This is a genomic window from Halalkaliarchaeum sp. AArc-GB, assembly GCF_031432225.1.
Classification (GTDB): Archaea; Halobacteriota; Halobacteria; order Halobacteriales; family Haloferacaceae; genus Halalkaliarchaeum.
The window spans coordinates 16,281-42,256 of sequence record NZ_JAVKGM010000001.1 but is presented as its reverse complement, the minus strand read 5'-3'; the positions used below and the strand labels follow the sequence as shown (position 1 = coordinate 42,256).

At 63.6% G+C, this 25,976-nt stretch carries 26 protein-coding genes and 1 pseudogene; 11 read left to right on the top strand and 16 right to left on the bottom strand.

Annotated elements, in window-relative coordinates; translation table 11 throughout:
* Positions 1-87: 87 nt before the first annotated feature.
* Positions 88-918, top strand: a pseudogene (locus RH858_RS00245) (polymer-forming cytoskeletal protein); the annotation flags it as partial.
* Between the two features lie 38 nt (positions 919-956).
* Here the strand turns inward: RH858_RS00245 and RH858_RS00240 are convergent.
* Positions 957-1,712, bottom strand: a complete 756-nt coding sequence (locus tag RH858_RS00240; RefSeq protein WP_259533189.1) for a ribonuclease H-like domain-containing protein — start codon at positions 1,710-1,712, stop codon at positions 957-959.
* Positions 1,713-1,788: 76 nt separating this feature from the next.
* Between RH858_RS00240 and dph2 the strand changes: the two genes are divergently transcribed.
* The 4 genes from dph2 (at position 1,789) to RH858_RS00220 (ending at position 6,250) form a co-directional block, all read left to right on the top strand.
* Positions 1,789-2,904 carry a diphthamide biosynthesis enzyme Dph2 gene (gene dph2, locus RH858_RS00235; RefSeq protein ID WP_259533188.1) on the top strand — a complete coding sequence of 372 codons (1,116 nt, stop codon included), beginning with the start codon at positions 1,789-1,791 and terminating at the stop codon, positions 2,902-2,904.
* 173 nt (positions 2,905-3,077) lie between these two features.
* Positions 3,078-5,222 carry a catalase/peroxidase HPI gene (gene katG / locus RH858_RS00230; RefSeq protein WP_310561127.1) on the top strand — a complete coding sequence of 715 codons (2,145 nt, stop codon included), beginning with the start codon at positions 3,078-3,080 and terminating at the stop codon, positions 5,220-5,222.
* 94 nt (positions 5,223-5,316) lie between these two features.
* Complete coding sequence (locus tag RH858_RS00225; RefSeq protein WP_259533187.1) at positions 5,317-5,538, top strand: hypothetical protein; 222 nt, start codon at positions 5,317-5,319, stop codon at positions 5,536-5,538.
* Positions 5,539-5,611: 73 nt separating this feature from the next.
* Positions 5,612-6,250: a MogA/MoaB family molybdenum cofactor biosynthesis protein gene (locus RH858_RS00220; RefSeq protein WP_259533186.1), complete on the top strand. Its 639-nt coding sequence runs from the start codon at positions 5,612-5,614 to the stop codon at positions 6,248-6,250.
* 12 nt (positions 6,251-6,262) lie between these two features.
* On the opposite strand, the gene RH858_RS00215 is transcribed toward RH858_RS00220, so the two are convergent.
* Both RH858_RS00215 and RH858_RS00210 read right to left on the bottom strand, forming a co-directional pair.
* Positions 6,263-7,135 (bottom strand): RNA methyltransferase, encoded by an 873-nt coding sequence (locus RH858_RS00215; RefSeq protein WP_310560901.1) that lies wholly within the window; start codon positions 7,133-7,135, stop codon positions 6,263-6,265.
* Between the two features lie 3 nt (positions 7,136-7,138).
* Positions 7,139-7,660 (bottom strand): hypothetical protein, encoded by a 522-nt coding sequence (locus tag RH858_RS00210; RefSeq protein ID WP_310560900.1) that lies wholly within the window; start codon positions 7,658-7,660, stop codon positions 7,139-7,141.
* A 248-nt stretch (positions 7,661-7,908) separates the two neighbouring features.
* Between RH858_RS00210 and RH858_RS00205 the strand changes: the two genes are divergently transcribed.
* Positions 7,909-8,619: a 6-hydroxymethylpterin diphosphokinase MptE-like protein gene (locus RH858_RS00205; protein ID WP_259533182.1), complete on the top strand. Its 711-nt coding sequence runs from the start codon at positions 7,909-7,911 to the stop codon at positions 8,617-8,619.
* Between the two features lie 183 nt (positions 8,620-8,802).
* Here the strand turns inward: RH858_RS00205 and RH858_RS00200 are convergent, their stop codons facing one another.
* From RH858_RS00200 to RH858_RS00165, 8 genes are all read right to left on the bottom strand, one after another.
* The gene (locus tag RH858_RS00200; protein ID WP_259533181.1) at positions 8,803-9,630 is read right to left on the bottom strand and encodes a hypothetical protein; all 828 of its coding nucleotides are present in this window, start codon (positions 9,628-9,630) and stop codon (positions 8,803-8,805) included.
* The gene (locus tag RH858_RS00195; RefSeq protein ID WP_259533180.1) at positions 9,620-10,699 is read right to left on the bottom strand and encodes a signal peptidase I; all 1,080 of its coding nucleotides are present in this window, start codon (positions 10,697-10,699) and stop codon (positions 9,620-9,622) included. The genes RH858_RS00200 and RH858_RS00195 overlap by 11 nt, the downstream gene beginning before the upstream one ends.
* Positions 10,696-12,111, bottom strand: a complete 1,416-nt coding sequence (locus tag RH858_RS00190) for a hypothetical protein (protein ID WP_310560899.1) — start codon at positions 12,109-12,111, stop codon at positions 10,696-10,698. Before RH858_RS00190 ends, RH858_RS00195 begins: the two co-directional genes overlap by 4 nt.
* The gene (locus RH858_RS00185; RefSeq protein WP_259533178.1) at positions 12,108-12,968 is read right to left on the bottom strand and encodes a hypothetical protein; all 861 of its coding nucleotides are present in this window, start codon (positions 12,966-12,968) and stop codon (positions 12,108-12,110) included. Before RH858_RS00185 ends, RH858_RS00190 begins: the two co-directional genes overlap by 4 nt.
* Before the next feature lie 201 nt (positions 12,969-13,169).
* Positions 13,170-14,564: a SipW-dependent-type signal peptide-containing protein gene (locus RH858_RS00180; RefSeq protein WP_310560898.1), complete on the bottom strand. Its 1,395-nt coding sequence runs from the start codon at positions 14,562-14,564 to the stop codon at positions 13,170-13,172.
* Between the two features lie 304 nt (positions 14,565-14,868).
* Positions 14,869-16,680 carry a vWA domain-containing protein gene (locus RH858_RS00175; protein ID WP_259533176.1) on the bottom strand — a complete coding sequence of 604 codons (1,812 nt, stop codon included), beginning with the start codon at positions 16,678-16,680 and terminating at the stop codon, positions 14,869-14,871.
* A gap of 111 nt (positions 16,681-16,791) precedes the next feature.
* Positions 16,792-18,090: a CalY family protein gene (locus RH858_RS00170; protein WP_259533175.1), complete on the bottom strand. Its 1,299-nt coding sequence runs from the start codon at positions 18,088-18,090 to the stop codon at positions 16,792-16,794.
* Positions 18,091-18,201: 111 nt separating this feature from the next.
* Positions 18,202-19,743, bottom strand: a complete 1,542-nt coding sequence (locus tag RH858_RS00165) for a vWA domain-containing protein (protein WP_259533173.1) — start codon at positions 19,741-19,743, stop codon at positions 18,202-18,204.
* Between the two features lie 369 nt (positions 19,744-20,112).
* Between RH858_RS00165 and RH858_RS00160 the strand changes: the two genes are divergently transcribed.
* The gene (locus RH858_RS00160) at positions 20,113-20,637 is read left to right on the top strand and encodes a hypothetical protein (RefSeq protein WP_259533172.1); all 525 of its coding nucleotides are present in this window, start codon (positions 20,113-20,115) and stop codon (positions 20,635-20,637) included.
* 75 nt (positions 20,638-20,712) lie between these two features.
* Here the strand turns inward: RH858_RS00160 and RH858_RS00155 are convergent, their stop codons facing one another.
* On the bottom strand, positions 20,713-21,117 hold the full coding sequence (locus tag RH858_RS00155) for a hypothetical protein (protein ID WP_259533171.1): 405 nt from the start codon (positions 21,115-21,117) through the stop codon (positions 20,713-20,715).
* A 133-nt stretch (positions 21,118-21,250) separates the two neighbouring features.
* On the opposite strand from RH858_RS00155, the gene RH858_RS00150 reads away from it, so the two are divergent.
* The gene (locus RH858_RS00150) at positions 21,251-21,598 is read left to right on the top strand and encodes a cupin domain-containing protein (RefSeq protein WP_259533170.1); all 348 of its coding nucleotides are present in this window, start codon (positions 21,251-21,253) and stop codon (positions 21,596-21,598) included.
* A gap of 83 nt (positions 21,599-21,681) precedes the next feature.
* A complete protein-coding gene (gene epsC / locus RH858_RS00145) occupies positions 21,682-22,566 on the top strand; it encodes a serine O-acetyltransferase EpsC (protein WP_259533169.1) in 885 nt (294 codons plus the stop codon).
* A 15-nt stretch (positions 22,567-22,581) separates the two neighbouring features.
* Here the strand turns inward: epsC and RH858_RS00140 are convergent, their stop codons facing one another.
* From RH858_RS00140 to RH858_RS00125, 4 genes are all read right to left on the bottom strand, one after another.
* Positions 22,582-22,986, bottom strand: coding sequence for a helix-turn-helix domain-containing protein (locus RH858_RS00140; RefSeq protein WP_259533168.1), 405 nt, complete (start codon positions 22,984-22,986; stop codon positions 22,582-22,584).
* 94 nt (positions 22,987-23,080) lie between these two features.
* Positions 23,081-23,302 carry a hypothetical protein gene (locus RH858_RS00135; RefSeq protein WP_259533167.1) on the bottom strand — a complete coding sequence of 74 codons (222 nt, stop codon included), beginning with the start codon at positions 23,300-23,302 and terminating at the stop codon, positions 23,081-23,083.
* Positions 23,303-23,386: 84 nt separating this feature from the next.
* Complete coding sequence (locus RH858_RS00130) at positions 23,387-23,833, bottom strand: DUF5807 family protein (RefSeq protein WP_259533166.1); 447 nt, start codon at positions 23,831-23,833, stop codon at positions 23,387-23,389.
* A gap of 22 nt (positions 23,834-23,855) precedes the next feature.
* Positions 23,856-24,866, bottom strand: coding sequence for a DUF5787 family protein (locus RH858_RS00125; RefSeq protein WP_310560897.1), 1,011 nt, complete (start codon positions 24,864-24,866; stop codon positions 23,856-23,858).
* 120 nt (positions 24,867-24,986) lie between these two features.
* Between RH858_RS00125 and RH858_RS00120 the strand changes: the two genes are divergently transcribed.
* Together RH858_RS00120 and RH858_RS00115 are read left to right on the top strand one after the other, a co-directional pair.
* Complete coding sequence (locus RH858_RS00120) at positions 24,987-25,373, top strand: hypothetical protein (RefSeq protein WP_259533164.1); 387 nt, start codon at positions 24,987-24,989, stop codon at positions 25,371-25,373.
* Positions 25,370-25,963 (top strand): NUDIX hydrolase, encoded by a 594-nt coding sequence (locus tag RH858_RS00115; protein WP_259533163.1) that lies wholly within the window; start codon positions 25,370-25,372, stop codon positions 25,961-25,963. Before RH858_RS00120 ends, RH858_RS00115 begins: the two co-directional genes overlap by 4 nt.
* The last annotated feature ends 13 nt before the right edge of the window (positions 25,964-25,976 follow it).

Here is a 25,976-nt window from a genome sequence, read left to right as displayed (position 1 = left end):
ACCACGAGACGGCAATCCACGAACCCCGCAAGACTGGCGTCAGACGCCGGCGGGTCGCTTATGGTTCGGGGCGTACTCACTTCTGGCGTGTCACTGGCAGGAGACCCTCTCGAGGAACTGTCGATCCCCGACGGAACGACCGTGGAGGAACACGACGTCGTCGTCGACGGCGATGTCCTCGTCGGCGGACAGTCGACGGTTTCCTTCGGGGTACGGGGGCAAAACGTCCTGGCGGGCGAGCGCGTCAGTTTCGGCGGCGACATCGAGGCCGACGGGGACTGCCGGCTGGACATGTGGTGTGAGGTCGACGGCAATGTCCTCGTCGGGACCGACGCCTACCTCGGCGAGCGGGTGCACGTCGATGGCCGACTGATGGTTTCCGGCGACCTGGACATCGGCGACGACGTCTCGATCGACGAGGGGTTCGAGGCGAACGGCTGGATCGTCATCCGGAACCCGATGCCGACGATCGTCTTCTACTTCATCGTCCTCTCACAGCTGCTCCGGGTGGGGGAACAGGAGGCGGCGGAAGGGTTTGCTGAGGCGCTGGCCGGCGACGGCGGGGACGTCCGGGAGACGCTCGTCATCCCGCGTGGTGCGAGCATCTCCGACGACGCCTGGCAGGTGTCGACGCCGGCACGGATCGGCGACGACTGCCGCATCCACGGCAACGTCCGGGCGGAATCGATCGACGTGGGCGAGGACAACAACGTGTTCGGCAGCCTCCGGGCTCGAGAGGACGTCACCGTCGGCACTGGCACGCGGATCCACGGCGACGTGACGACCCGAAACGGGACCGTTACCGTCGCGTCGGGGGCCAGAGTGCTCGGAGACGTCGCCGGCAGGGATCTGGTGATCTACGAGGGTGCCGAGGTAGACGGCTCCCTCAGGGCTCGCGGCGAGATGAAGCTCGTCCGGCCCGACGACGGACGAGAAGAAGAGTGAGTCCGCGTCGGTCAGGCGTCGGTGTCGGCGGGGAACGTCCGTTCGTGAAGGTTTCCGGTCACCAGATCTGCCAGACGCCGCAGATTGACGGCGTCCTCGCGGTTGTACGCGATCAGTCGATCGAGAGCGTCCTCGTCGCCGTCCTCGTATCGGTGCCACAGCCGGACCGCCTCCCGGCCGTCGACGTCCGGGAGTTCGCGTTCGATCCCCAGCTCCCGTTCGATCGGCTTCAGGCCGCCGGTGAGACCGATCTTCCGGCACGGATACATCAGATCCAGGTGGGGAGTCGTCACCTCGAGCCCGAACGACTCCTCCAGGAACGGGACGTCGAACCGTGCGCCGTTGAACGTCGCCAGCATGTCGGCGGACTCGAACTCCCGGCGGAGCCTGTCTTCGGTGAGGTCGTGGCCCCGGACGAGCGTCGTGGTCTCCCCCTCCCGGTGGAAGCTGACGGTCGTCACTCGGTCCCGGCGCTGATCCAACCCGGAGGTCTCGATGTCGAAAAAGCAGGTCGACTCCCGGAAGTTCTCGTAGAGGCGCCACCGCTCGCCGCTGGGGAACTGCCGGTCGAAGTAGGTCGCGTCGCCGCGCTGGAGATGCGTCGACGCCTCGTCGATGAACGCCTCGATCCGGTCTGCGGTCGTCTCCCCGACGCCCGGAACCGACGGATCGAACGCCTCCCAGCGCGTGACGCCGGCCTCCCACAGCCGCCGTTCGATCCGTTCCCCGACCCCGTGAACGGGGATAAAACTGTTCTCGATTCGCACGGCCGAACCTCGTCGGCAAGGAAAGTAAAGTCGTCGGAACGCGGCGTTTAACCGTTCGCGTCCGCAAACGGTGTCAATGAGTCAGGACGCGCGCGACGACGCCGGGAGCGATCGACGCCCCGGTGACCTTCGCAGGACGGGTATGTCGCTCAAAAGCGACCGGGAGTGGGATTACGAACTCGACCGCATTACCGACGCGATCGACGAACGCGACGCGACGACGGTCGGGCTCCAGTTCCCGGAGGGGCTCAAGCGGCGCGCGCCGAAGGTCGCCGACGACCTCCGGGAACTGACCGACGACGTTCGTGTGCTGATCTCCGGCCAGCCGTGTTACGGCGCCTGCGATCTCGACACCGAGTTGATGCGCCGAACCGACGTGTTCGTCCACTTCGGCCACTCGCCGATGAAGGAGTCGGAGAAGATCATCTACGTGCCGTTGTTCTCGAACGTCGACCCGTTCCCGATCATGGAGGAGGCGCTCGCGGAGCTTCCGGAGGTCGATACACCCGGCGACTCGGACGTCGACGACCGACCCGATGTCGACACCGCTGACGACCGTCCTGCTGTCGGGCTCGTGACGACCGCCCAGCACATGAACAAGTTCGGAGAGATGCGGGAGTGGCTCGAAGCGCGCGGCTACGTCGTCGAGACCCGTCGCGGAGACGATCGTCTCACCCACGAGGGGCAAGTGCTCGGTTGCAACTACGCCAGTGCCGACGTCGACGCCGAGACGGTGCTGTACGTCGGCGGCGGGAAGTTCCACCCCCTCGGGCTGGCGATGGAACACCCCGACAAACACGTCGTGATCGCCGACCCCGTCAACAACGTCGTCGACGTCGCCGACACGGAGAAGTTCATCAAACAGCGGTACGGCGCGGTTCACCGGGCGATGGACGCCGACACCTGGGGCGTGCTCTACTGTACGAAGATCGGGCAGGGTCGCTGGGAGACCGCGACAGAAATCGTCGAGAACAACGAGAACGCCTACCTGATCACGATGGACGAGATCACCCCCGACCGACTGCGTAACTTCGGCTGTGACGCGTACGTCAACACGGGCTGTCCGCGGATCACGACCGACGACGGGCCGCAGTTCCACAAGCCGATGTTGACGCCCGGGGAGTACGAGATTGCGGTCGGCAACGAACCGCTCGACTCCCTCGAGTTCGATACGTTCCACGGAACCTGGTGACGTTCATCCAGGAACGCCGTGCGTCATTTCCGGAGCGCGATTCTCTCCGGGAGCGAGTCATTCGTGGATGATTGTCAGGGAGAGGTTTTCAATTTCGATAAAATGTTTTGGGTAAAACAAAGACATCCTCGCCGACTTAGGCAATATTAATAGGCCAACGGAACAATTTGCCACTGATGAGTTCAAACCAAGACTGGTGGCCAAATCAGTTGAACCTGGATATACTCGACCAGAATGCAGAACAGGTCGATCCCCGGGGCGAGGACTTCGACTACGCCGAGGAGTTTCAGAAACTCGACCTCGAGGAAGTCAAACAGGACATCGAAGACGCGTTGACGACCTCCCAGGAGTGGTGGCCGGCGGATTACGGTCACTACGGGCCACTCATCATTCGGATGGCGTGGCACAGTGCCGGGACGTACCGCACCACTGACGGGCGCGGCGGCGCCTCCGGCGGCACGCAGCGGTTTGCGCCCGTAAACAGCTGGCCGGACAACGTGAACCTCGACAAGGCCCGCAGGCTTCTCTGGCCCGTGAAAGAGAAGTACGGGAACAAACTCTCGTGGGCCGACCTGCTGGTGTTGTCCGGCAACGTCGCCATGGAGTCGATGGGGTTCGAAACGTTCGGCTTCGCCGGGGGACGCGAGGACGCGTTCAATACCAACAAGGCAGTCGACTGGGGCCCCGAAGAGGAGATGTTGGAAGACAAGCGCCACGACGAAGAGGGGAACCTCATCGGGGATCTCGCCGCCGACCACATGGGTCTGATCTACGTGAACCCCGAAGGACCCGGCGGCGAGCCGGACCCCGAAGAGTCCGCCAAGTACATCCGACAGTCATTCGATCGGATGGCGATGAACGACGAGGAGACGGTCGCACTCATCGCCGGCGGACACACGTTCGGGAAAGTCCACGGCGCTGCCTCCGACGATCACCTCGGACCCGACCCCGAAGCGGCACCCATCGAGCAACAGGGCCTCGGATGGGAGAGCGACTACGGCGAGGGCAAGGGCCCCGACACGATTACTAGCGGCATCGAGGGACCGTGGACCCAGGCCCCGACGCAGTGGGACATGGGCTTTCTCGACAATCTGCTGAACTACGAGTGGGAACCCGAGAAGGGTCCGGGCGGCGCCTGGCAGTGGAGGCCGAAAGACGAGGAGCTCCACGACTCGGTGCCGGACGCTCACATCGAGGGAGAGACGGTCACCCCGATGATGCTCACCACGGACATCGCCCTGAAGCGTGACCCGGACTATCGAGAGATCGTCGAGCGCTTCCACGAGAACCCCGGAGAGTTCCAGGAAGTCTTCGCGAAGGCCTGGTACAAGCTGATCCACCGCGACATGGGTCCGCCGGAGCGGTTCCTCGGTCAGGAGGTCCCCGACGAGGAGATGATCTGGCAGGATCCGGTCCCGGACGCCGACTACGAAATCGTCGGGGAAGAGGAGATCGACGAACTCAAAGGGGAGATCCTCGCGTCCGACCTGTCGATCACCCAGCTGGTCAAGACCGCCTGGGCCTCGGCGTCGACGTACCGCGACAGCGACAAACGCGGCGGCGCGAACGGTGCGCGCATCCGTCTGGAACCCCAGCGTAGCTGGGAGGTCAACGAGCCCGAGGAACTGGAGACGGTGCTTTCGACCTACGAGCGGATCAAAGAGGAGTTCAACAGCTCCCGATCCGACGACGTCCGGGTCTCTCTGGCCGACCTGATCGTGCTCGGCGGCAACGCGGCCGTCGAGCAGGCGGCCGCCGACGCCGGCTACGACGTGGAGGTTCCCTTCGAGCCGGGACGGACCGACGCCTCCCAGGAATGGACCGACGTCGAGTCCTTCGAGGCGCTCGAACCGGACGCCGACGGCTTCCGAAACTACCTCACCGACAATGACCCGATGGACCGATCGGCAGAGGAGCTGCTGGTGGACAAAGCCGAACTCCTGAACCTGACTGCAGCAGAACTGACCGTCCTGGTTGGCGGAATGCGGGCGCTGGACGCGAACTACGACGGCTCCGACCTCGGCGTCTTTACCGACGAGCCGGGGACGTTGACCAACGACTTCTTCGAAACCGTCCTCTCGATGGACTACGAGTGGGAGCCGGTTTCAGAGGACCGGGAGGTCTTCGAGCTGCGAGACCGTGAGACTGGCGAACTCGAGTGGAAGGGCTCCCGCGTGGATCTCGTCTTCGGGTCCAATTCCCGCCTCCGCGCCATCGCTGAAGTGTACGGCGCCGAGGACGGCGAAGAGCAGTTCGTGGAGGACTTCGTGGAGACCTGGCACAAAGTAATGACGCTCGACCGGTTCGACCTCGAGTAATCGCGGCGAGCCCGACCGTCTCGATACCTCACCGAACGGTCCTTCGTTCGACCGATCTTACATTTATAAGTCCATTCCGGACAATTTCACTGACATGTACCGCCTGCTCGCAGTCGCGTTCGGCTTGTTCGAACTGCTGGCGCCCCGCACCGTCCTTCGGCTGTTCGGACGCCTCTGTTACCGCTCACCGGACCGGTTCGAACCGCGCGAATGGACCGTCCACGCCGTGAAACTCGAGGGTGCCGCGATCGTCGCGCTGGCCACGCTCAGCCTTTATAAGGCTACAGGGGCGCCGGCCGACGGATCGGAGGACTGATCGCTCGAAGACCGAACGCCGGCTACGGTCCGGTCCCGAAGCGACTTTGTCTCGGGGTTTATAATAGAGCGCCATGAGCGATCAGACCCCCGACGACCACCACTCCCACGACGACCACGACCACCACTCTCACGACGACCACGACCACCACTCTCACGACGACCACGACCACCACTCTCACGACGACCACGACCACCACTCTCACGACGACCACGACCACCACTCCCACGACGTCGAGACGGCTGCAGTCGCCGTGCTCACGGTCTCATCTTCGCGATCGCTGGACGAGGACCCTTCTGGCGAGTACATCGCTTCCGCGATCGAGGAGGCGGGCCACGAGGTCGCAATCCGTGAGCTGGTCCCGGACGACTTCGACGACGTCCAGTCGGCGGTCGACAGGCTCGCCTCGCGGGAGGACACCGACGCCGTCGTTACAACCGGCGGCACGGGGATCACGCCCGACGACGTCACGCCGGAGGCCGTCGAGGGGCTGTTCGACAAGCGACTCCCGGGGTTCGGTGAGCTGTTCCGCCAGCTGTCCTACGAGGAGATCGGTACGCGGTCGATCGGCTCGCGTGCCGTGGCCGGCGTCGACGACGGCACGCCGATATTCTGTCTCCCGGGATCGAAAAACGCCGTCCGCCTCGGCGTCGAAGAGATCATTCTCCCCGAGATCGGCCACCTCGCGGGACTCGCCGCACGCGAGGAGTGAGTTCGATTCCGGTTACCGATCGTCGTCGGAGTGTCTCCCCTTGTCGCCGTCTGCCTCACGTGTTGCCGGCCACTCGGGGGCGTCGTATTTTTCGACGAGCTCCCAGCGGTGATTCAGCTGGTCGGCGGCCCTGCGGAACACGCCGACGAGGGTGTGTGCCTCCCGTGTCGTCGGATGAGCGCGGCCCAGAACGCGCCGGAATAGCGTCCGAGTTCGGTCGAACCGTTCCCCCGAGTAGCCAGCCGCGTCGAGGAAGTCGTCGAACTGGTCGTGGACGCGCTCGATGTCGGGCTCGTTTGCACGTTCTCGTTCGACGTCGGGTAACTGCGTGTCCTCGAGAAACAGCTCCCGGAGTTCGTACAGCACGATCGTCGCCGCCTGGCCCAGGTTCAACACCGGATACTCCGGGCTCGCAGGGATCGAACACACTTCGTCGAGCCGTCGGAGTTCGTCGTTGTCGAGCCCCCGGCCCTCCCGGCCGAACACCAGGGCGGTGTCCGTCTCTACCGTCGCAAGCGAGTCGCGAAGTTTCGCGGGGGTCCGGAACGGGAACCGGACGTGGCGTCTGGCGTCCTCTCCCGTGATGGCGGTACAGCCCACCGTGTGGTAGTTTTCGACCACCTCGTCGAACGTCACCTCCCTTGCATTTGGGAGGACGTCCTCCCTGGCGTGCCCGGCGAAGCCGTAGGCCTCGCCACCCTCCGGAAGCGGCGGTGGATCTATTAACGCGAGGTCCGAGAGCCCGAAGTTCTTCATGGCACGTGCGATCGTCCCGACGTTTCCGGGGGTCTGTGGATCGACGACCACCACCGTAAACGACGCTCGTTTCGCCCCTTCGCTCAGAGAGGCGCCGTTGGCCCCGTCGGGGTCGCCTGGCGGCGTCATCGATCACTCCTCCGCGGACGCGTCGCTGGCGAGTTCCTTGATGTCGATGCGATGTTCCTCTCGCTGGGCGTCGAGGCGGTCCTGAATCTCCTGGGGACTGGGCGGTTCCGGGAGTTCCTCGGGGGCCGTTTCGACGTGTTCGAGGCCGCCGTAGTCGTCCGGAGCACGGTTCCCGTCGGCGAACCACTCGTGGAAGGCGTCCTGTAGTTCCTCAGTTCCTTTCAGGTCGCTGCCGCCCGCCTCCCTGAACCAGTAGAGGAAATCGGGTTCGTGGACGCCACACAGCAACACTTCGGCTCCCGGCTCGCCGTAGACGATCTCTGCGGGACGACAGTTCGAAATATCCGCCTCGCCGTGAACGAGGTAACACGCGTCACACGGCTCCTCGACCAGCGCCAGCAGCCGGACGAGCCGTTCGCTCGCGTCGTCGGGTATCTCATCCAGTGGCTTGAACTCCCCGTCCTCGTCGAAGATCTCGGCTTCCTCGAACCGCCAGCCGCGAAGCCCCACGCTCACTTTGGCCATTGAGTGGGCGTAACGCGCCAGCGGATAAAAACGGCGTGCTCGGAGCTCCCGTTCGGACCCCGCGACTGCGCCGAGATGTGGAGGGGAACAACGAGAAAACTTATGCCAAGTGCCCCTAAACGAATGTTTGGACGCCGGAAGGGCACGCGGGTAGGGGTACTTGCTGCCACTCCGGCGCACACGGTTACTCACCGAAAGCGGCGCGACCGATCCGTGAGAGCCATTAGCGTCCCGAACGAACCCCGGGTATGGAGTTCTCCGAGTGGGAGCCGGTGTACGAGGCAATCCTCGCGGACTTCGGGTTCGACAGGGCGGCCGACGAGCGGGCCCGGGACCTGGCCACCAGGTTCGCGACCCCCGTCGATTTCGACGCGCTGGCGACAGACGTGGGCGTCGCCGGAGGCGGTACAGCGGCAATTGTCGGCGCGGCCCCATCGCTTCCGGCCGAACTCGGCACCTTCGATCCGGAGACGGTCGACGCCGTGTTCGCCGCCTCGACTGCGGGTGACACACTCCGGGACGTGGACCTTCCGGTCGACTGTCTGGTGACAGACCTCGACAAAAATCCGGAGACTGCAGCGCGATTGACACGGGAGGGAACACGTGTCGCCGCCCACGCCCACGGGGACAACGTCGAGCTGATTCGACGATTTCTCCCGGAGTTCGACGCCGCCTCGACGCTCGTGACCACACAGGCCGAACCGGTCGACGCCGTGTACAATCCCGGTGGGTTTACAGACGGTGATCGCGCGGCCTTTCTAGCGGACGTGCTGGGGGCCGGGGAGCTCCGATTCGTCGGCTGGGAGTTCGACGACCCCGATGTCGGTCCGCAGAAAGCCAGAAAACTCCGGTGGGCGGAACGCTTGTTACGCTGGCTCGAACAGCGTCGGGACGAGCGGTTCACCGTGCTCGACGGTCGACGCAACAGTATCGAACCGGTACCGGACACGGGTGGCTAGTGGAATCACCAAAGAGTCGATAGATAGCCGACCCCGAGCGAGAAACCGAGCAGATACAGCAGTGCGACCAACACGTTACGCTTGATCGCGCCCGGGTAAAAGCCGGGGAGGATATAAATCGCGGGTCGTTCGAACCGCCGAGTGCGAGGACGTCGCCCGGCCCGGGACTCTTCTTTCGAACACCTATTCGGCGTCGGCATCGCCATCGCCTGTATCATCGTCCCCGTCGTCGGTGTCTGTCACCTCGCCGTCTCCGTCTGTGGTGTTGTCGTCGCTGCTATCATCGCTACTGTCGGCAGTGCCGTCGTCGGTGCTGTCCGTTTCATCGGATGCCGTTTCGGAGTGTGCATCCTCGCCGTCCTCGAACTCGGACGTCGAACCTTCAGTTCCGTCGCCACCGTCTTCGATTTCGGCGTCAGTCTCCTCGTCGCCGACATCGTCTTCGTTCTCGTCGACAGCGACGTCGTCCTCGGTAGCAGTGTCGTCCTCCTGGTCTCCTTCAGCGTCGCTTTCACGATCGGTCTGCGATTCTGATTCGTCGTCGTCGCCAGCACTGACTTCCTCGTCGTCGCCAGCATTGTCTTCTTGGGCGTCGCCGTCAGATTCGACACCATCTGGTTCGTCCTCGGAGTCGTTCTGGTCGCCTTCGATGTCAGAGCCATCCGTCTGCGGAGCTGACTCCTCTCGTTCATCGGTAGACGAAGGCTCATCCGTCCCCGTCTCGGCGGTGTCGGATCCGGCCAGTTCGGATGCATCGGAAGCAGTCGGTCCCGTTCCTGGAGCGTCAGCTCCGGGGTCGTTCGCGTTCGATCCGTTCGAATCGCTTGCCGTTTCGTTACTCGTGGTTGTTTCGACGGTTTCGACCGTCTGGAACGTCTCGTTCGTCGAGAACGTTCCCTCTATCCTCTCCTCTGCGTTGAAGAACGCGGCCGTGTAGAACCCGCCGCTCGCGGCGACCGCGAACACCAGACCCACCACGGCCACGATCGACAACAGTTCTCTAGTTGTCATCGTCTTTCACCTCCCCGTCAACCGCGGATCCGTCCGCGGCGGGGACCGCCGATTCCATCGCCGGAACCCACTCGGATTCCGGCTCGTCGTCCCTCACAGTTGTGCCACCGTCGAACCCGATTGCGATGTCCGAATCCGGCGATTCCTCGTCACCGAGATCCGAGTTCGCGGTCACGTCTACAGATTCGGACGTCCCCCGCGCGTCACGGCGAATCCAGACGGGAAGCAGCGTCGCCGTGACCGCCAGGAGCGTCATTCCCGAGGCGATCGCGACAGTAACCGATAGCGTCGTCTGCAAATTGTAGGCGACGTAGGCGCTGTACGGTGTAAACACCGCCAGCGCGAGGAATGCCCCTTCGAACGTCCGAAGCGTCATGACGAACGGGGCGTTCGCGGCCGTATCCGCCTCCGCCATTTGCGTGTTCGCCGATTGCGTGTTCGTCGTCCCAATTCCCTCCGTTTCGCTTTCGGAATCCACCCCAGCACCGTCGGTGCCCTCCGCGGCGTGAGATGACGCCGAGTCCGGCACGCTCTCGTCGTCCGCATCGAGGTCGGGGGGATTCGACGCCTTGCTCCGGCGGTAGAACGTCCAGGCTTCGTTTAACGCGAGCAGACCAAACGGGACGACGATCAGGGCGACGAAGCCGTATTCGGAGTTGGCAAACTGGATGACGTACCCGATGTACGGGATCGTCACGGCGACGACGCCCAGGACGTTCTCGGCGGAAACGACTCCGGCGTCGACGGCGTCGTTGGCGTCGCCTTTCGTCTCGAAGGCGATGCCGTCTCCGGAATTTATTACCCCGACGACCCGGTGGGTCACCGGAACCTCGGTGTTCCCGCGCAGGAAGGTGATCACGTCACCCTCCTGGATCGTGGCCGGATCGCGTTCAGCCACGATCACCGCGTCGCCGGGCGCGATCGCCGGTGTCATGCTCGCGGTCAACACCACGAAGCTGTGGTCGGCACCGACGGTCTGGGGAACCGCGTACACGACGAACGGCGCTACGACAGCGATCAACAGGAGCACCCCGAGGATGCTTGCGACCCGCCGAGCGGTCACGTTCATGCCCCACCTCCACAGAACGGGAAGCCGAACGGATCGTGTGCGGCCAAGAGTCCGAAGTCGCTGGCGTCGTCCTCGAGATCGCCGGAATCCCCGGAATCGACGACCGACAGCGGGCCGGGATCACACCGGATCTCCACTTCCCGCTCGTCGTCGTCGACGTGGAGGTACAGCGTGTTTTCGAACGTGGATCCGCTGGACGAGCTTCCGTCCCGGCCGCTGGCCTCGAGGAAGAACTTGTCCCCCTCGGAGAGCCGTCCCTCGAACAGCAGTCCCTGAAGTCCGCTGTTTGGACCTTGCCTACCCTGTTTCCGGTAGTACGCCCGCACGTCGGCCTCCTCGCCGGTGTACTGGACCAGCAGGCCGCCGACGTCGCTGCCGTCGGTACAGTCGACACATTCGAGGTCGTGACACAGCTGGACGCCGTCTGCGTTTCTCGCGCCGACAAGGCGGAAGTCGCCGACCCTGATTCCGGGGGCGACCGGGTCCGAACAGCTCGTGTGGAGCTGGGCGTTCTTCTCGCCGTCGACGTAGAACGCGGCTTCTGGCTGGCCGGACGTGGGGAGCGGAACGGTGAACTGCGTGCTAGGCGACAGCCCGATTGATTCTGAACCGTCCGTCGGGTACAGCTGCTCGACCGCCTCCACGTTCCCACTCGGGACGTACACCGCTACCTGGGCCGACGCCGTGCCGACGTATTCCATCGTGAGTTCCGAGAGCCTGCTCGTGCAGGGTTCACACGCGTTCGGACACGGCGCGCGGTCGGCGAAGGGATTTTGCGCCGACTCCTCGGGCACGTGCCGGCACTGATCGGCGTGCAGCTGGAACATCAGGTCCGTCGTCTCGCCGGCAAGCGATTCCGTGTCCTCGTACGGGAACGACCACCGGAGGACGAGCTCGATTGCCCTGCGATCCGACGGATCGAGACACCCCTCGCCGATCCGGAGCCCGTCGTGGAGTTCCCGCTTTAGCTGGGAGAGGGTCCACGTCCCCCGCTCGGGGATCTGTGGGACGCCGTTCCAGTTTCGCGGCTGTATCCACACCCGGAGCGACTCCCCGAGGGGATCGTACGACGGCGGGCAGTCGGTCGCGAGCCAGAGCCTGGCGGGGTTGTCTTCGGCCCGCAGTTCGATGGACACCGAACCGGTGTCTCCGGGTTCGATTCCGTCGAATCCGAAGGCGAGCCTCCCGTCCGGGGAGACCGAACAGTGATTCCCGTCACAGTCGAGTTCGACGCCGATGCCGACGCCACCGGTTTCGAGCCGTCCCGAGACGCGCTGCTCGCCGGTGAGCAACGCGTGGGTTCCCGCGCCCGTGAACGCCCCGGCGATGCCGATCGCCCCGACGCTGGCGAGGATCTGTCGCCGACTCAGCCCGGCGAGGCGTTCGGCCTCCGAGCGACGTTCGTCTGTCATGCCTGCACCTCGGTTTCGACCGCGAACGGATTGTTCGGATCATCCGCGGCGACCGCCCGGAACTCCACGTCGAACGCGACCGCGGCTCCCTGGAGATCGTTGGCGTTCTCCAGGTTGGTCGGGAACGCCCACGCCAGCGCCAGACAGAGTCGGTCGCCCTCCTCGAGGACACTGTTGTTCAACACACCCGGGTTCAGTTCGAGACCCTCCGAAACGGACCCGTCGACGCCGTTCGCGGTTGGCATCTCGGCCAGGACGCCCTCGGCGATCGGCTCGCCGAAAGAGCCCTCCTCGGCCCCCTGGCAGCCGAACAGTCCGAAAATTCCGGTGTCGTACCACAGTTCGGTTTCGATGGCGTTCGCCAGAGGGTTTTCCGCGAGCGGGGGACAGCCGTCCCCACCGTCGTTTGCGTCACACGTGGCCGAAATCCGGAGCCAGACCCGTGCGTCGGCCTCCTCCGCCAGGAGACCGATACTCGCCGTGCCGGTGTCGCCCGGAAGCACGTTGTCGACGTGGATGACCGGGCCGTCGACGTCGGCGACGTAGCCGTCCTCGGTGTCGTAATCCCACGTCTCCTCGGAATTGGTCGTCGTGGTCGGGGTGCCGGTGAGAAGGTGGCCGTTGTACGTGCTGTACCAGGACACCCGGATCCGGGGTCCCTCGGCGTCGCTGATGGCGATCGGTCCGCGTCCGTTCTCCCGGGCTGTGCCGTCCGGCTGGGCGTACGTGTAGTGTGTATACGCACGCTGGCGGTTTACGGTGCGGAACTGGCCGTAGCCGATGCCGGCGACGCCGAGTCCGCCGATACCCGCGAGGAGCGTTCGGCGTTTCAGTTCGGTTTTCGATTGATTCGTCATGTGGTGTGATCCCCCAACGTTTTCGGCCCGATCGGACCGGAGCAGTCGGTCGCTTCTCCCCGTCTCTCGAACGGGGGTATTGTGAGTCGCGTACCGCTCGCGCGCGTGACACCGGTCACGCGTCGCGGACGGAGTCCGCGAGCACAGGTCCACCGACGGAGTCGAACCGTCGCGAAGCGCCGGCGTGGATTGGTTTTTTAGCTACGACTGATCGCCGTCGATATCACCGTCTCTTTCGTTGCCGTTGTCGCCGTTTTCGTCGTCGTTGCCGTTTTCTTCCGCGAACGGGTTCACGGGGTCAGGGTTGTGGCGGCACTGTTCGGTGTAGAACGACAGATCGAACGACACCGAATCGCCCTGCACCTCGTTGCCGACATTAGTCGGGAGGCACCACTCGAAGCCGATGAACCGGGTGTTCGACGGCTGGAAGCAGAGCCCACCGTTCTCCTCGACCGGGATGTCGCCGTTCCCGTTGTCTACGTCACAGTAGAAGAACCGGAAGTTGCTGATCCCGTACGGCTGGTTGTTGTTCGGGTTGATCTCCGTGTTGACTGTACCCTCGTAGGCACACGGGTAGACCGTCGGGAGACCTTCGCCGGGTGCGATCCCGTCGGGCCCGCCCTTCAGTGTCACCTGACAGATCGGGACGTTACTGGACCACGAGAAGCCGGTCGGCTCGTCGTCCTTGTAAAACACCTCTTCGATGGTGATGACGATGGTTTCTCCGTCGACATCGTAGGTGAATTCGTCACCCTCCGCGAGGTTTGCGATGACGTCGTCTTCTTTCGGAAGTGCAATACAGTCTCCCTCGAGGTCGCCAGGTTCGATTTCCTCCTCTGACTCCCCGATGACGACTGGGTCGTACTGGAGTAGAAGCCCCTCGTTCAGTTCCTCGAGCACTTCACGGAGCGAGCCTGCGGCGATCTGAGGTTCATCTTCCTGGAACACGTTGTCGCCGTCGTCGTACCACGCGCGGGCGACGATCTTGTCGGCGAGTTCGGCACCGCCACTTTCCGCGTGTCCGCCGTCCGACTCGTCGGTCAACACGCCGTGGAGCCAGATGTAGCCCGGGTTGTCACACAGTTTGGTACCGAAGGTGATCTCACCGCAGTCACCCGGCTTGACGTCGTCGAGTTCGATGAGGCTCTCCTCGTTCGGAGCGAACGACGGCTCGTCGAAGGTCGCGATCTCCTCGCAGGCGAACTCGAGGTTCCGCCCCTCTTTTGCTGCCTGTTCGTGATCCTCGTAGCCGTCGAGGTCGACGTATTCGTGGACGCCGTCGTCCCGCTCGAACGACTGGAGCCCGTCGCCGTCGTGATCCGGGTACGCGTTGACGAACGGCCGCATCGCCGTGCCGTAATCTTGTGACCGGCTCGACTGCGGACCACCGTAGTAGAGCTGCTGCCAGGTGACGCTCAGTTCGAGCTGCCCGGCGGTGAGGGTGTTTCCCTCGAAGGTCTCCTCGTCGCTGAAGTACGCCGTCGTCCCGAAGCCGGCGCCCGCGGAGGCAACCCCGACCATGCCGAGGCCGGCGAGCACTTTGCGGCGGGAGATCCCCATCGCGTTCGTTTCGTAGTTGTTCGATTCGGTTGTCATGATGTGCTTCCCTCGTGGAGGGTTCCTCCCGGGGGATTCCCACCGGCGGAGTCGAACCGCCGTCCCGCGGCAGTGCCGCGGTTCGAGACCTTCGAGAGGAAGGGCTCGGTGCCGACGTGGGTTGTCGCCTGTAGATACCCCTTTTAAGGGGATATGTATGAGTCGCGTACCGTTGCGCGCCTCGCCGTCAGGGTGTTGCTACCGCGCTCGTCTCGCTTCGTTTTCGAGGACGCCAGACGCCCGTTCCGGGCGTTCTGGAGCGGTATGGGGTGCCTGCCTTCCAAATTTTACTTGAAATGGGCGATCAGGCGTACGGATTCTGCGGGTCGTCGTTGTGGCGGCACTGTTCCGCGAAGAACGAGATGTCGAACTCCACGGAGTCCGTCTGGACCTCGTTGCCGACGTCGGTCGGGAGCCACCACTCGAAGCCGACACAGCGGGTGAGCAACGGCGGGAAGCAGTCCTGTCCCTCCGTGAACTGGTTGGCATCGAGCGCGTAGCCCTCCTCCAGTGTGGCCATGACCTCCCGAAGCGATCCTTCCGCGATTACCTTCTCGCCGAACACCACCTGGGCGATCTGGGCGAAGATTGCGACGAGATCGACATCTGCTGGCGATTCGAAGAACAGCTTGTTGCCGTCGTCCCCGTCGCCGGGTGAGGCGATCTCGACGAGTGTCGTCCGTGCGAGACCGGTTCCCGGAACCTCCTCGAGTCCGAATCCAATCGTGATGATGAGGTAGTCGGTTTGATTTTTGATTTCGTCGGCTACTGCGATCGTGTCATTTGCAGCAACGGTGTCGTTCACGTCGGCCATCGCATCCAGCTTGTCATCACGATCCCATCCTTGCCACTCGCTGTAACTCGGGAATCCACTTTCGGGGCTGCCGTCAACCTGTTCAGATTCGTAAGACCACGTTGGTGCGCCGTCGCCGAGAACGATTATCACGGGACGTCTGTCGGCTGTCCCCTGGGTATCGAGCATGTACCGTCCGCCGTACAGCCCGGCGCCGATGTTCGTGCCGGAGATACCGAACGGCGCGTCCGGCGGATCGTCCTGACCGACTTCATACGATTCCAGGTCTTCCAGGGCGTCTACGAGAGTATTGACGTCGGACGCGTCTGTGAGCCCGAACTCCTCTTCGTCGATACCGCCGAACGTCACGACGCCAAGCCGGTCGTCGAGACCGGTTCCACCGACGTCCTCGCGAAGGTTATTTGCGAGCGCGATCGCCGCCTTTCTCGCCTCGGCGATTCGAGATCCGTCACCCTGGCCGATGACGTTGTCCGGATTGCCGATCTCGTAGGTCATCGAACCGGAGACGTCGATGACGAGCGAGATGTCGACTGGCTCTCCATCCCCGCCTTCGTCGAAGATGTTGTTACAGTTGTCGTCGTACCAGACCCGTGCCTCGATCGCGTCGGCGAGCTGGCCACCCCAGTCGCCGTCGACGTTGTAATAACGGGCATCGTCCTCTGCCCACGAGGCGAAGTCTTCGGGGTCGTCGCTAGTGGTTTCTTCGTATCCGAGATCGTCGAGCGTCGCCTGTTCTGGTTCGTTGACGCCGTTGTTGGCGTTGCGGCGGAGGCCGCCGCCCATCCACATGTACGCCGGGTTGTCGAAGAGGTGGAAGCTGATCGTGGCTTCGCCGTAGTCGCCTGGCTTTACGTCTTCGAGTTTGAACAGCGGGAAGCCGGCGTCGGTCAGTTCCTCGCGCTCGAAGCCAGTGATGTTGCCGTTTTCGCCAACACCCACGTTGGCTGCCTCGACCCAGCCCTCCGGGCCAGGGTAGTCCGGGCGACGCGGCACCTGATCGAGCACGTAATTTCCGGACCCCTCAGGGTATTCCTTCACCTTGACATCTGGATTGTAGTTCGGATCATCGTCGTACAGTGTCTGGAGCTCCTCGAGACGACCGGGCCCACCGTTGTAGGTGATCCGGTAATCCATCAGGAGATCCAGCTCTCCCGCAGTGAGCGTGTTCCCGTCGAACGACTCCTCGTCGCTGAAGTAGGCTGTCGTCCCGAGCCCCGCGCCAGCGCTTGCGACACCGACCATGCCGAGGCCGGCGAGCACTTTGCGGCGCGAGAGTCCGAATGATTGGTTGTCTTGCGTCATGATTGTCTCCCCATCCGGGGAAGTCCCACCGGCGGAGTCGAACCGCCTCGTCGGCCACCCCCGAAGGGGTCCGAATGGGATGAGCGGGGTCGCCGCTCGTCGGTTGTCTTCTCAGACGTCGATGCGGAACCCGATGTCCTCTCGACCCGGTGTGGCGTTCCAGGACATGGTCACCAAGCCGGAGACGACGTCGCCCTCCTGGAGCGTCGCGCCTTCGAGCATCAGGTAGTTCGTCGCCGAGCTGCCCGACGCGGAGACGGAATCGGCGCCGGTCGGGCTCGACCCGTTCAGCGTGACGTCCTCGACTGTGATGCTTGCGTCCGCATCGCGCGTCTTGACCGTCACACCGACGCCATCCGCGACTGGGAGCGGTGCGTCCTCGACCATGACTTCGTTACCACCGACGGTCCACTTCGCGTCGCCGCCGTCGATAGTGAGCGAGAACGGAACTGCCTCGCCGTTGGGCCACGCGTAGTTCTCGTCGCCGGTGTGGATCGGGTCGTCGCCGGGATCTCGAATGTCGAGTTCGCGGTTCGCGGCGCCACCGCCGTCACCGAAGATACCGCGGGCGTGCCAGCTGGGGTTTTCGAGTTCTCCTTCGGCCTTGCCCCAGCCTTCGCCTTCGCGGGTCGTAACGCAGGGGTTCGTCAGGCCGTCGTTGTGGCGGCACTGTTCCGCGTAGAACGTGAGGTCGAATTCCATCGAGGCCGCCTGGGCGTCGTTGTTGTCCAACTCTGCATCGGGATCCCGGGACCGGATTGGGAATTCCCAGTCCAGACAGAGGCACGTTTCCTGGAAATCCTCGAGACTCTCGGAGCCGTCGAAGCAGGCACGGTCTTCGATTGGCACCTCGCCGTCGCCGTTTGCATCGAGGGGAACGCCGTTCCGGAGCGCCGAAAGCACATCCCGGAACGAACCGTCGACGATAACGTCACCGTCGACAACTTCGCCTGGGGCACCGTTTGGTTCACTGTCTTCCACCGGACAGTAGCGAAGAGTTGCAGTGAGGTAGTCCGCGAGCTGGCCACCGCCGGTTCCCGCCACTTCGCCGGTGAGCATCCCACATCCCCACAGGTACGCCGGGTTGTCGACCACCGAGAAGCAGAACTTCTTGCGGCCGCTGTCGCCGGGCTTGACGTCGTCGAGTTCGAAGCTGTGTTCGACCTCGCTTTCGCCCTCGCCTGCGATACCTTCCATCAGGTACTCGCCGAGGTATTCGCCCTGATCCGCGTACGCGTGGTAGTTGACGTACAGGGTGAGTTCACCTGCGGTGAGGGTGTTGCCGAGGAAGCTCTCCTCGTCGCTGAAATACGCCGTGGTGCCGAGCCCCGCGCCTGCCGAGGCGACGCCGACGGCTCCGAGACCGACCAGTACTTTCCGTCGAGACAGACCGATGTTGTCGTCTTGCATTTGTATCATCCCCGTACGGGGAACTCCCACCGGCGGCGTCGAACCGCCTCGTCGGCCACCCTTTTGAGGGCTCGAGTGGGGAGAGCGGCGTGGCCGCTCGTGGTCAGTTATCTATGCGGAGCCGTTCACTTCGGGAGCGAATGGGTTGGTTTCGCCGTCGTTGTGGCGGCACTGTTCGGCGGCAAAGCCGATCGCGAACTCGACGGAGTCCGTCTGGACCTCGTTTCCGACGTCGGTGGGCAGTTCCCACTCGAAGCCGAAACAGCGGGTCACGGAGTTAGTGAAGCAGACGCGATCTTCCTCTTGGAGGTTGGCGTCCAGTGGAATGCCTCCTTCAAGTGCCTTCATCACTTCCCGAAGTGTGCCCTCGACGATCACGGCCTCGCCGGTGAGTACGACCGCAGCGATCTGTGCGTAGATCTCGTCCAGATCATCACCCGTCGGTGAGTCGTAGTAGAGCGTGGTGCCGTTGCTGCCGCTTGCCATCTGGATGAGCGTGTTCTGTGCAGTCCCGCTGACTGCCAACCCGATGGTGATGACGGTGATTCCATCGTCTTTGGCGTCCTGGGCGGCTGCGATCGCGTTCTGTACAGCATCGCTATCCTGCCCTCGCGACGAGCGGTTCGGTTCGCCGTCCCCCAGCAGGATGATCACTCGGTCGACACCGCGATCCTTGTCGTCTAATTCCTGCTTGGCGACGTCGACGCCGCCGTCCATCTGTGTCCAGCCGCCTACTCCGAGTCCCTGGACTGTGGTATCGACGTCACCGTGGTCGAAGGTCAACTCCTCGTCGAGACGGGAGTTGGTGTCGAACGTTGCGAGCCCGACGCGGTCGTCGGCGCCGAGATTCTGGATGAACTGACTGGCCGCGTTTCTCGCGTTTACGATCCGGCTACCACTCATCGAACCAGAGGTGTCGATGACGAGCATCACGTCGACGCCCTCTCCTTCCTCTTCACCTCTCTCCTGGTGGATATTGTCACAGTTGTCGTCGTACCAGATCTTCGCCTCGATGGCGTCCGCGAGCTGGCCCTCTCCGTCCGGGTCGTCCGTGGGGATCCCCATCTCTTCGAGCGCCTCGATCTCAGGACCAGTGTAACCGTTCTGGTGGTTGCCGGTCAACGCCCCACCGATCCACATGTATCCGGGGTTGTCGTACAGGTGGGTGCTGAAGGTGACTTCACCGTAGTCGCCGGGCTTGACGTCGCCGATTCGAATGAGTGCCTCCTCGAGATCATCCGCGTCGATGAGCTCATCTCGTTGGAAGCCCTCGCCCTCTCCGGTTTCGGGGTCGAAGATGCCGTTCGCGCCGCGGACCCAGTCCCCCGCACCCGGGTAGTTGTCCAGGCCAGGGACCTGATCGAGGAGATACACGCCGGTGTCCTCGTCGGTCGGCTCCATGTCCTCGTCCACGAACGTCGCGTTCGGGTAGTTCTGCTGGAGCTCCTCGAGACGGCCGTGACCGCCACGGTACGTCATCCGGTAGTCCATCTTGAGGTCGAACTCGCCAGCAGTGAGCGTGTTCCCCTCGAAGCTCTCCTCGTCGCTGAAGTACGCAGTCGTTCCCAGGCCCGCGCCCGCGCTCGCGACCCCGACCATGCCGAGGCCGGCGAGCACTTTGCGGCGCGAGAGTCCGAATTCTTTGTCCGTCATTGGTTTTTCTCCCCGGTACATCGCCACCCGTGATGGCCCTGTGCCGGTACGACTGATACTGTCCCCCCTATGGGGATAGTTACGAGCACCCACGCCACCGGCTAATAATCGCCCAGAACCGTCTAACGGCCGAATAGACCCGTCTACGGAGTGCTTAGACGCACCGGATCGACGTCCCTACCGCCCGGATGGGCGGTCCTACCGTCCGGATCGGCGGACCTACCAACCGGTTTGACGTTCCTACTTTCACCATCGATTGTCGGTGATAATTTGTTCGAACGCAATCACGCCGGTAGTCGGTCCATGTCTATACCCTCGTCCGACGAACTCTCGTCTAGAACACCGGCGGCCTCCGGTGGTGAGCTATCAATGCAGCTACGCACAACCGATCTTCCGGAAAGTCAGATTCACGCGATCCTCTCGAACCCCCGGCGCACGCGGGCGCTGCGACACCTGTATCTCGCGGGCGGGTCGATCACGGTCAACGAACTCTCGCATTTGATCGCCGAACACGAAACCGGGGAGTCGCCACCCCCGAAGAACGTCAGAGAAAGCGTCTACATCTCGCTTCACCAGACGCACCTCCCGAAGCTCCACGACCTCGAGGTCGTCGAGTACGACCGCGAGACGAAGGAGATTCACCTCAAACAGAACGCCCGCAACGTCGACCTGTACATGGAGGTCGTCACGCGCCACGGGATCACCTGGTCGGAGTTCTATCAGGGACTCGGGATCCTTTCGCTTTTGACCATCCTCGCGAGTCTGCTTTCGGTTCCGGGACTCTCCGCGATCGATCCGCTCTTGCTCACCAGTGGCTTCCTGGCACTGTTCGCTGTCGTGACGCTGTACCAGCTGTGGACTAATCGGTGGTTCTACCTCTCGACGACTGGCTGAGCGATCCTTCGTCGGCTGCTTCTAGGCGAATCTCGCGTGGTTCCGACGCCGTTTTTGAGCGACTGGTGGCCGGTGTCAACAGTCGGGATTGTGAATGTACCCGATTTCGAGCTCCGGAAGCCGTTCTGCTTCCCGCGTGAATATTCGGACCGTTAGCGAGTCGCCGCGGTCCGCGAGGGATGCCGTTCGCCAGTCTGCGTCGTCACGTCTGACCCGAAGTGAGAACTCCCCCTCCCGTGACTCGAGCTCCGATCCGAGGACGTACACTTCCTTTTCGTATCCCTCTGTGGGAGGTCCGAGTACGTGCTTCTCGTCGTACACGACTTTTTCGCCGTCGAGGAGTTGCAGTTCGACGGTGTGAACGGAGTCAGTGTGGTTGTGGACGCTGAGTTCACAGAGTCGGACGGTATCTTCGCGAAGGCCCAGACATCCCGACAGGAGGGCGACCCCGGTGCCGGCAAGGACGGCGCGACGGTTCATGTCCAGAGTTCTGTGTTGCCGGGGATAAAAACGGTCCGCGAATCCGCGTCGAGTCGTCCCCCTAACTTTCAACCGCGTCCGTCGGTCGCACGTGAGAAAAGATTCAAACGGCTCGTCCGGAAACCTCCAGGCGATGAAACGACCCGCGCCGTCCGAGTGGAAGGACCGCGACAGCTACCGCAAGCAGATCCTCGCGACTGAGGAGGAGATCGGCTTCGACGGGAACCTCCTGCAGGTGGTCGAGATCCCGCCCGGCGAACACGTCGAGCCACACTACCACCGTGAAACCGAGGAGGTGTTTTACGTCCTCCAATCCGGCGGGACGCTCGTGATCGACGACACGGAGATCGAACCCGAGGAGGGCGAGGTGATCATCTGCGAACCGGGGGACGTCCACGAGGTCACAAACGAGTCGGATCGGCCGTTCCGAATCCTCGTGTTCAAGGTAAATCTGACCGAGGACGACACAGTCTGGGCGTAGTCGGACGTTCGGAACACTGTCGCTGGTGACTCGGGGGTCGAATGCTGACCCATTTATATTTCTCCCCCCAAAGACACACAGACATGGACTACAGCTACTCCGGGGACGCACACCGGCGACTCGTGGAGTCCTACGAGGCGGACGAGAGCCCGTTTCCGACGTGTGACTCGCCCGGGTTCCCGCGCCGGGATCACCTCCGGGACGAGGTCGTCCTTTTGAAGAAGCTGGTGTTCCCGCGGTGCTGGAACGCCGGGTCGCTCACCGACGACGAGGAGGCCACCCGCGCTGCGCTTACGGAACTCGGCTCGATCTGCTGTTCGGGGATCAGTCCGTACGTGACGGACGAACTCTCCCACAGTTCGGGGAACCCCGACGCGATCGCCGATGCGGTGCTCGACCGACTGCCCGAGATCCGGGAGGCGGTGAAAAAGGACGTCGAGGCTGCCTACAAAGGGGACCCTGCCGCGAAGAGCTACCTCGAGGTCGTCCGGTCGTATCCGGGGGTCCACGCCGCCCTGGTGTACCGGTTCGGACACGTCCTCTACGAGGAGGGCTCCCCCGAGTACGCCCGAGAGCTGACCGAGTACGCCAAGACCGAAACCGGGATCGACATCCATCCCGGTGCGGAAATCGGCGAGTACTTCTTCGTCGACCACGGCACCGGCGTCGTGATCGGCGAAACCGCCACTGTGGGCGACTGGGTCCGGCTCTATCAGAACGTCACGCTGGGTGCGCTCCACTTCGAGGAGGAAGAAAGCGAAGAGCACATGCTGAAGAAAGGGTACAAGCGACACCCGGACATCGGGAGCCACGTCGTGATCGGCGCCGGGACGAACGTACTCGGGCCCGTCACGGTCGGCGATCACGTGAGCATCGGCGCGAACTCCTGGATCACCGAAGACATTCCGGACCACACCAAAGTTATCGTCGCGGAGCACCCGAAACAGGTCAGAAAACACCGGGAGTGACGTTGTCGTCCGGAACTACTGCTCGGCGTCGACGGGTTCGGCGGCCGGCTGTTCGTACTTCTCGCGGAACTCGTCGATGAGCTGCCCCATCTTGGCGTACCAGTCGTTCAACATCCGCTGCATGTCGTCGGCGATCTCCTCGCCGTCGACCGGGCGATAGACGAAGTAGTAGCCGCCCTGGTCGTAGTTTTTCTGTTCTTTCTGGACGAATCCGGCCTGCAAGAGCCGTTTTACCGAACGGTACGCGGTGGATCGCTCGCGGTCGACCTCCGCGGCCACCTCGTCGACGGTCATCGGCTCGTCGCTCTCGACGAGTACCCGAAAGCAGTTCCTGTCCAACTCCGTCAGACCGTGAAAGCAGTCGAGAACTCCCTCACACTCCATGTCCCGACGGAGCATCTCGCTGAGTGATTCCGGCATACCCGGCGATAGGCGACCCTCCGTCAAAACACTTGTGCACGGTCGAAACAAGAGCGCTGCGCCGGAGCGTACGTTCGAAGGCAGAGGTGTCGCTTCACCGCAGTCGGTACATGCCGTAAAGCAGCGCGACGAGTGCGCCCCAGAAAACCACGGCCGCAACTGCGAGTCCGGACACCGAAAGGAACGCCGGGGCCGGGACCGAAAGCGCCACGACTAAAATCACCAGCAGTACGGCCACGATCGCCAGTACGGCGCCGATTACCTGTATCAGCGCTTCGGGATCGCCGAACACTGACGGTTTCGTCTGCGTGCTCATATATAGAGTTCTCATCTACACCCAAAAAGACCCGTCGTCTTTTCTTGCCGCACGGTAACTCCCAGCTTTTTGCCGCACGGTAACTCAGACGCCCCGATCGCCGACGACCCACTTGTGGGAGTACGACTCGCCGCAGGAACACCGGGCGTACGCGTGGATCACGTCCCCTTCCGCGTACAGGCCGCCGACCTCCTCGTTTTTCTCTTCTGCGAACGCGAACACGAACTCGGGTTCGTGGTCGGCTTCGGTTCCCTCCGTCCCGTCGGCTACCGGACAGACGCCGGCGTCGAGCCGCGGGGCGATCGTCCCCTCCGTTCCCATCGCCTCCTTTGCGAACGCCATCGCGTCCATGCCGGTCCCGGCGGAAAACGCTTGCCTGCCCTTTTCACCGGCCACCACGATCACGACGCCGCCGTCGACGCTCTCGCCGAGCTCTGTGAGGCGATCCGAACCCGCGAGGTGGGCGTCGCTGACGAAGATCGCGACGTCGTCGAGTCGCTTCCCGGCGAGGAACGCATCGAGCTTGCTCATATCCGAGCGAGACGCCGACGACTTAATTTGACTTCGATAAGCGTTCGTCTCCGGGATCGCCCTCTCGCGGGATGAACCGATCCAGTCCCGCCTGCTTACGGACCGCTCCCGGTGGGTCGGCGATCCACGGTGAGCGGTCCGCCCTGACTTCGGTCGGATCACACGTCGGTCGACTCCCGGGAGTGAACGACGGACAGTCCGTTCCACAGTCCGTTCCCGGGTCGACGACGTGCCCGAACTGACCGCAGTATGGCCGACAGTCCCCGGTCGCGTCGGCGTGTGCACACGCGGGATACGCTTCCAGTGACGGCCGCCACCCTTTCCCGTAGGCGCGTTCGGCGATCGTGAGCCGTTTTCGTCGCTTCTCTCCCGGGGCGACGACCGCGACGTCGGTCCGGAGGGGATGCCGGTCTGTGGGCTCGATTCCGGGGTCGTCGACGGGCAATCGCGACGGTTCTCGCACGACAGTTCGTTCCCCCGTCTCCGGGTCGAACTGCCAGACGCCGACCGGTTCTGGGAGCCTGTTGAGGTGGGCACGGGTGACGTAGGAGGCGGTCGCCAGCACGACCTCGTCGAACAGTCCCAGCGCCACGTCGTGTGTGATCTGATCGTCGAGATCGCCGGGCGACCCGAGATCCGGCTTGTTTTCGATCGCGGTCAACCGATCGTACCAGTCGTCCGGATATCTTGCGGTCGCTCGCAGCCAGGCCTTGCCGTCACGGCGTTCGAGTTGAAAGTAACCGGCCTCGATCGCCGTTTCGACGATTCGGCGGCCGCGGGAGGTCCCCTCGAACACGTTCCGTCGCGGTACTGCCTGTCCCGCCCCGACGTCGCTTTCGATCGCCCGCGTCGGGATCGCTTTCGGGGACAACTGAGCCCGCCGTTCGAACGAACGTCCCGGCTGCAGGACGACGACGTCGACGATCCGCGCGCCCGGCTCGGCGACCGCCCCGCCGAGCTGTCTGGCGACGATCGCCCCGGTTTCGGACTCCAGGTACGAACACAATGCGAGCTCGAACCGGAACTCGTCCATCGTCGGAGTTCAGGGGTTGCGCACGCATAAACCGGTCGGCGCGTCCCGGGGCGTCGACGACCCGCCGACGGTTGCAACGTCTGACGAAACCCGTATCCCCGGCGAACCCGTATCCCAGTCATGCGCTCGGTCACCCGGAACGCCGTTCTGCTCGTCGGGGTCGTTCTCGTCGGACTGCTCGCGCTCGGCGCACTACCGGGCTATCTCGGAAGCGGCGATCCGTACTATCTGGTTCTCGAAGAAACTGACGACGATGGAACCGCTGTCGACGTGAGCGACGTCTCGGAACGGCGATACCCGTATCTAACGGGGGCTTTGGCGAGTGACGATCTGCGGTCGGACCCGTACCAGGAGGGCCCTTACGGACTCAAAGAGCACTTTACCCACACGCCGTTCGACGAGGTGAGCGCGCTCGCCCACCGCGTTCCAGCGGCTGAAGCGGCGGATGGTCGCGTGCGCATCGAGACGGACGACCGGCGATACTACGCGGAGGTAATTCGCGAATGACCGACGGGAACGACGAGCCCGAAACCCTCGACCGTCGGCGAGTCGAACTCCCGGGGGAGCCGGAGTGGCCCGTTCTCGAGTCGCGAATCGAGTACGAGACCGACTGGTTCCTCGGCGGCTACGACCTTGTCGAACAGCCGGACGGAACGCGGAAACGCTACTACTGGGCGGAGCTTCCCCCCGCGGTAGTCGTCGTCGCGAGGGCTGGCGACGAGCTGCTGTTTGTCGAACAGTACCGACCGACCATCCGCGAGACGCAACTGGAACTGCCCGCCGGTATCGTCGAGGAGGGGGAATCGTTTACCGGTGCGGCCATCCGGGAACTCGAGGAAGAAACCGGGTTCCGTCCGTCGTCGACGGCGGTTCTGGAGACGGTGTGGTGCTCTACAGGGCTGTTACGTCACCGACGGGCGTACGTATACGCGGACGGACTGGAACCGGGGGATCGTGAACTCGATTCGAACGAGTTTCTCGCTCCGCGGGCGCTCCCGATCGCAGAGGCGGTTCCGCGGGTGCGTGAGGGATCGACGAACGACGCCACGCTGGAAGGGCTGCTGCTCGCGGAGCGTGAAGGGGTTCTCGAGATCTGACTGGAACTGAAAA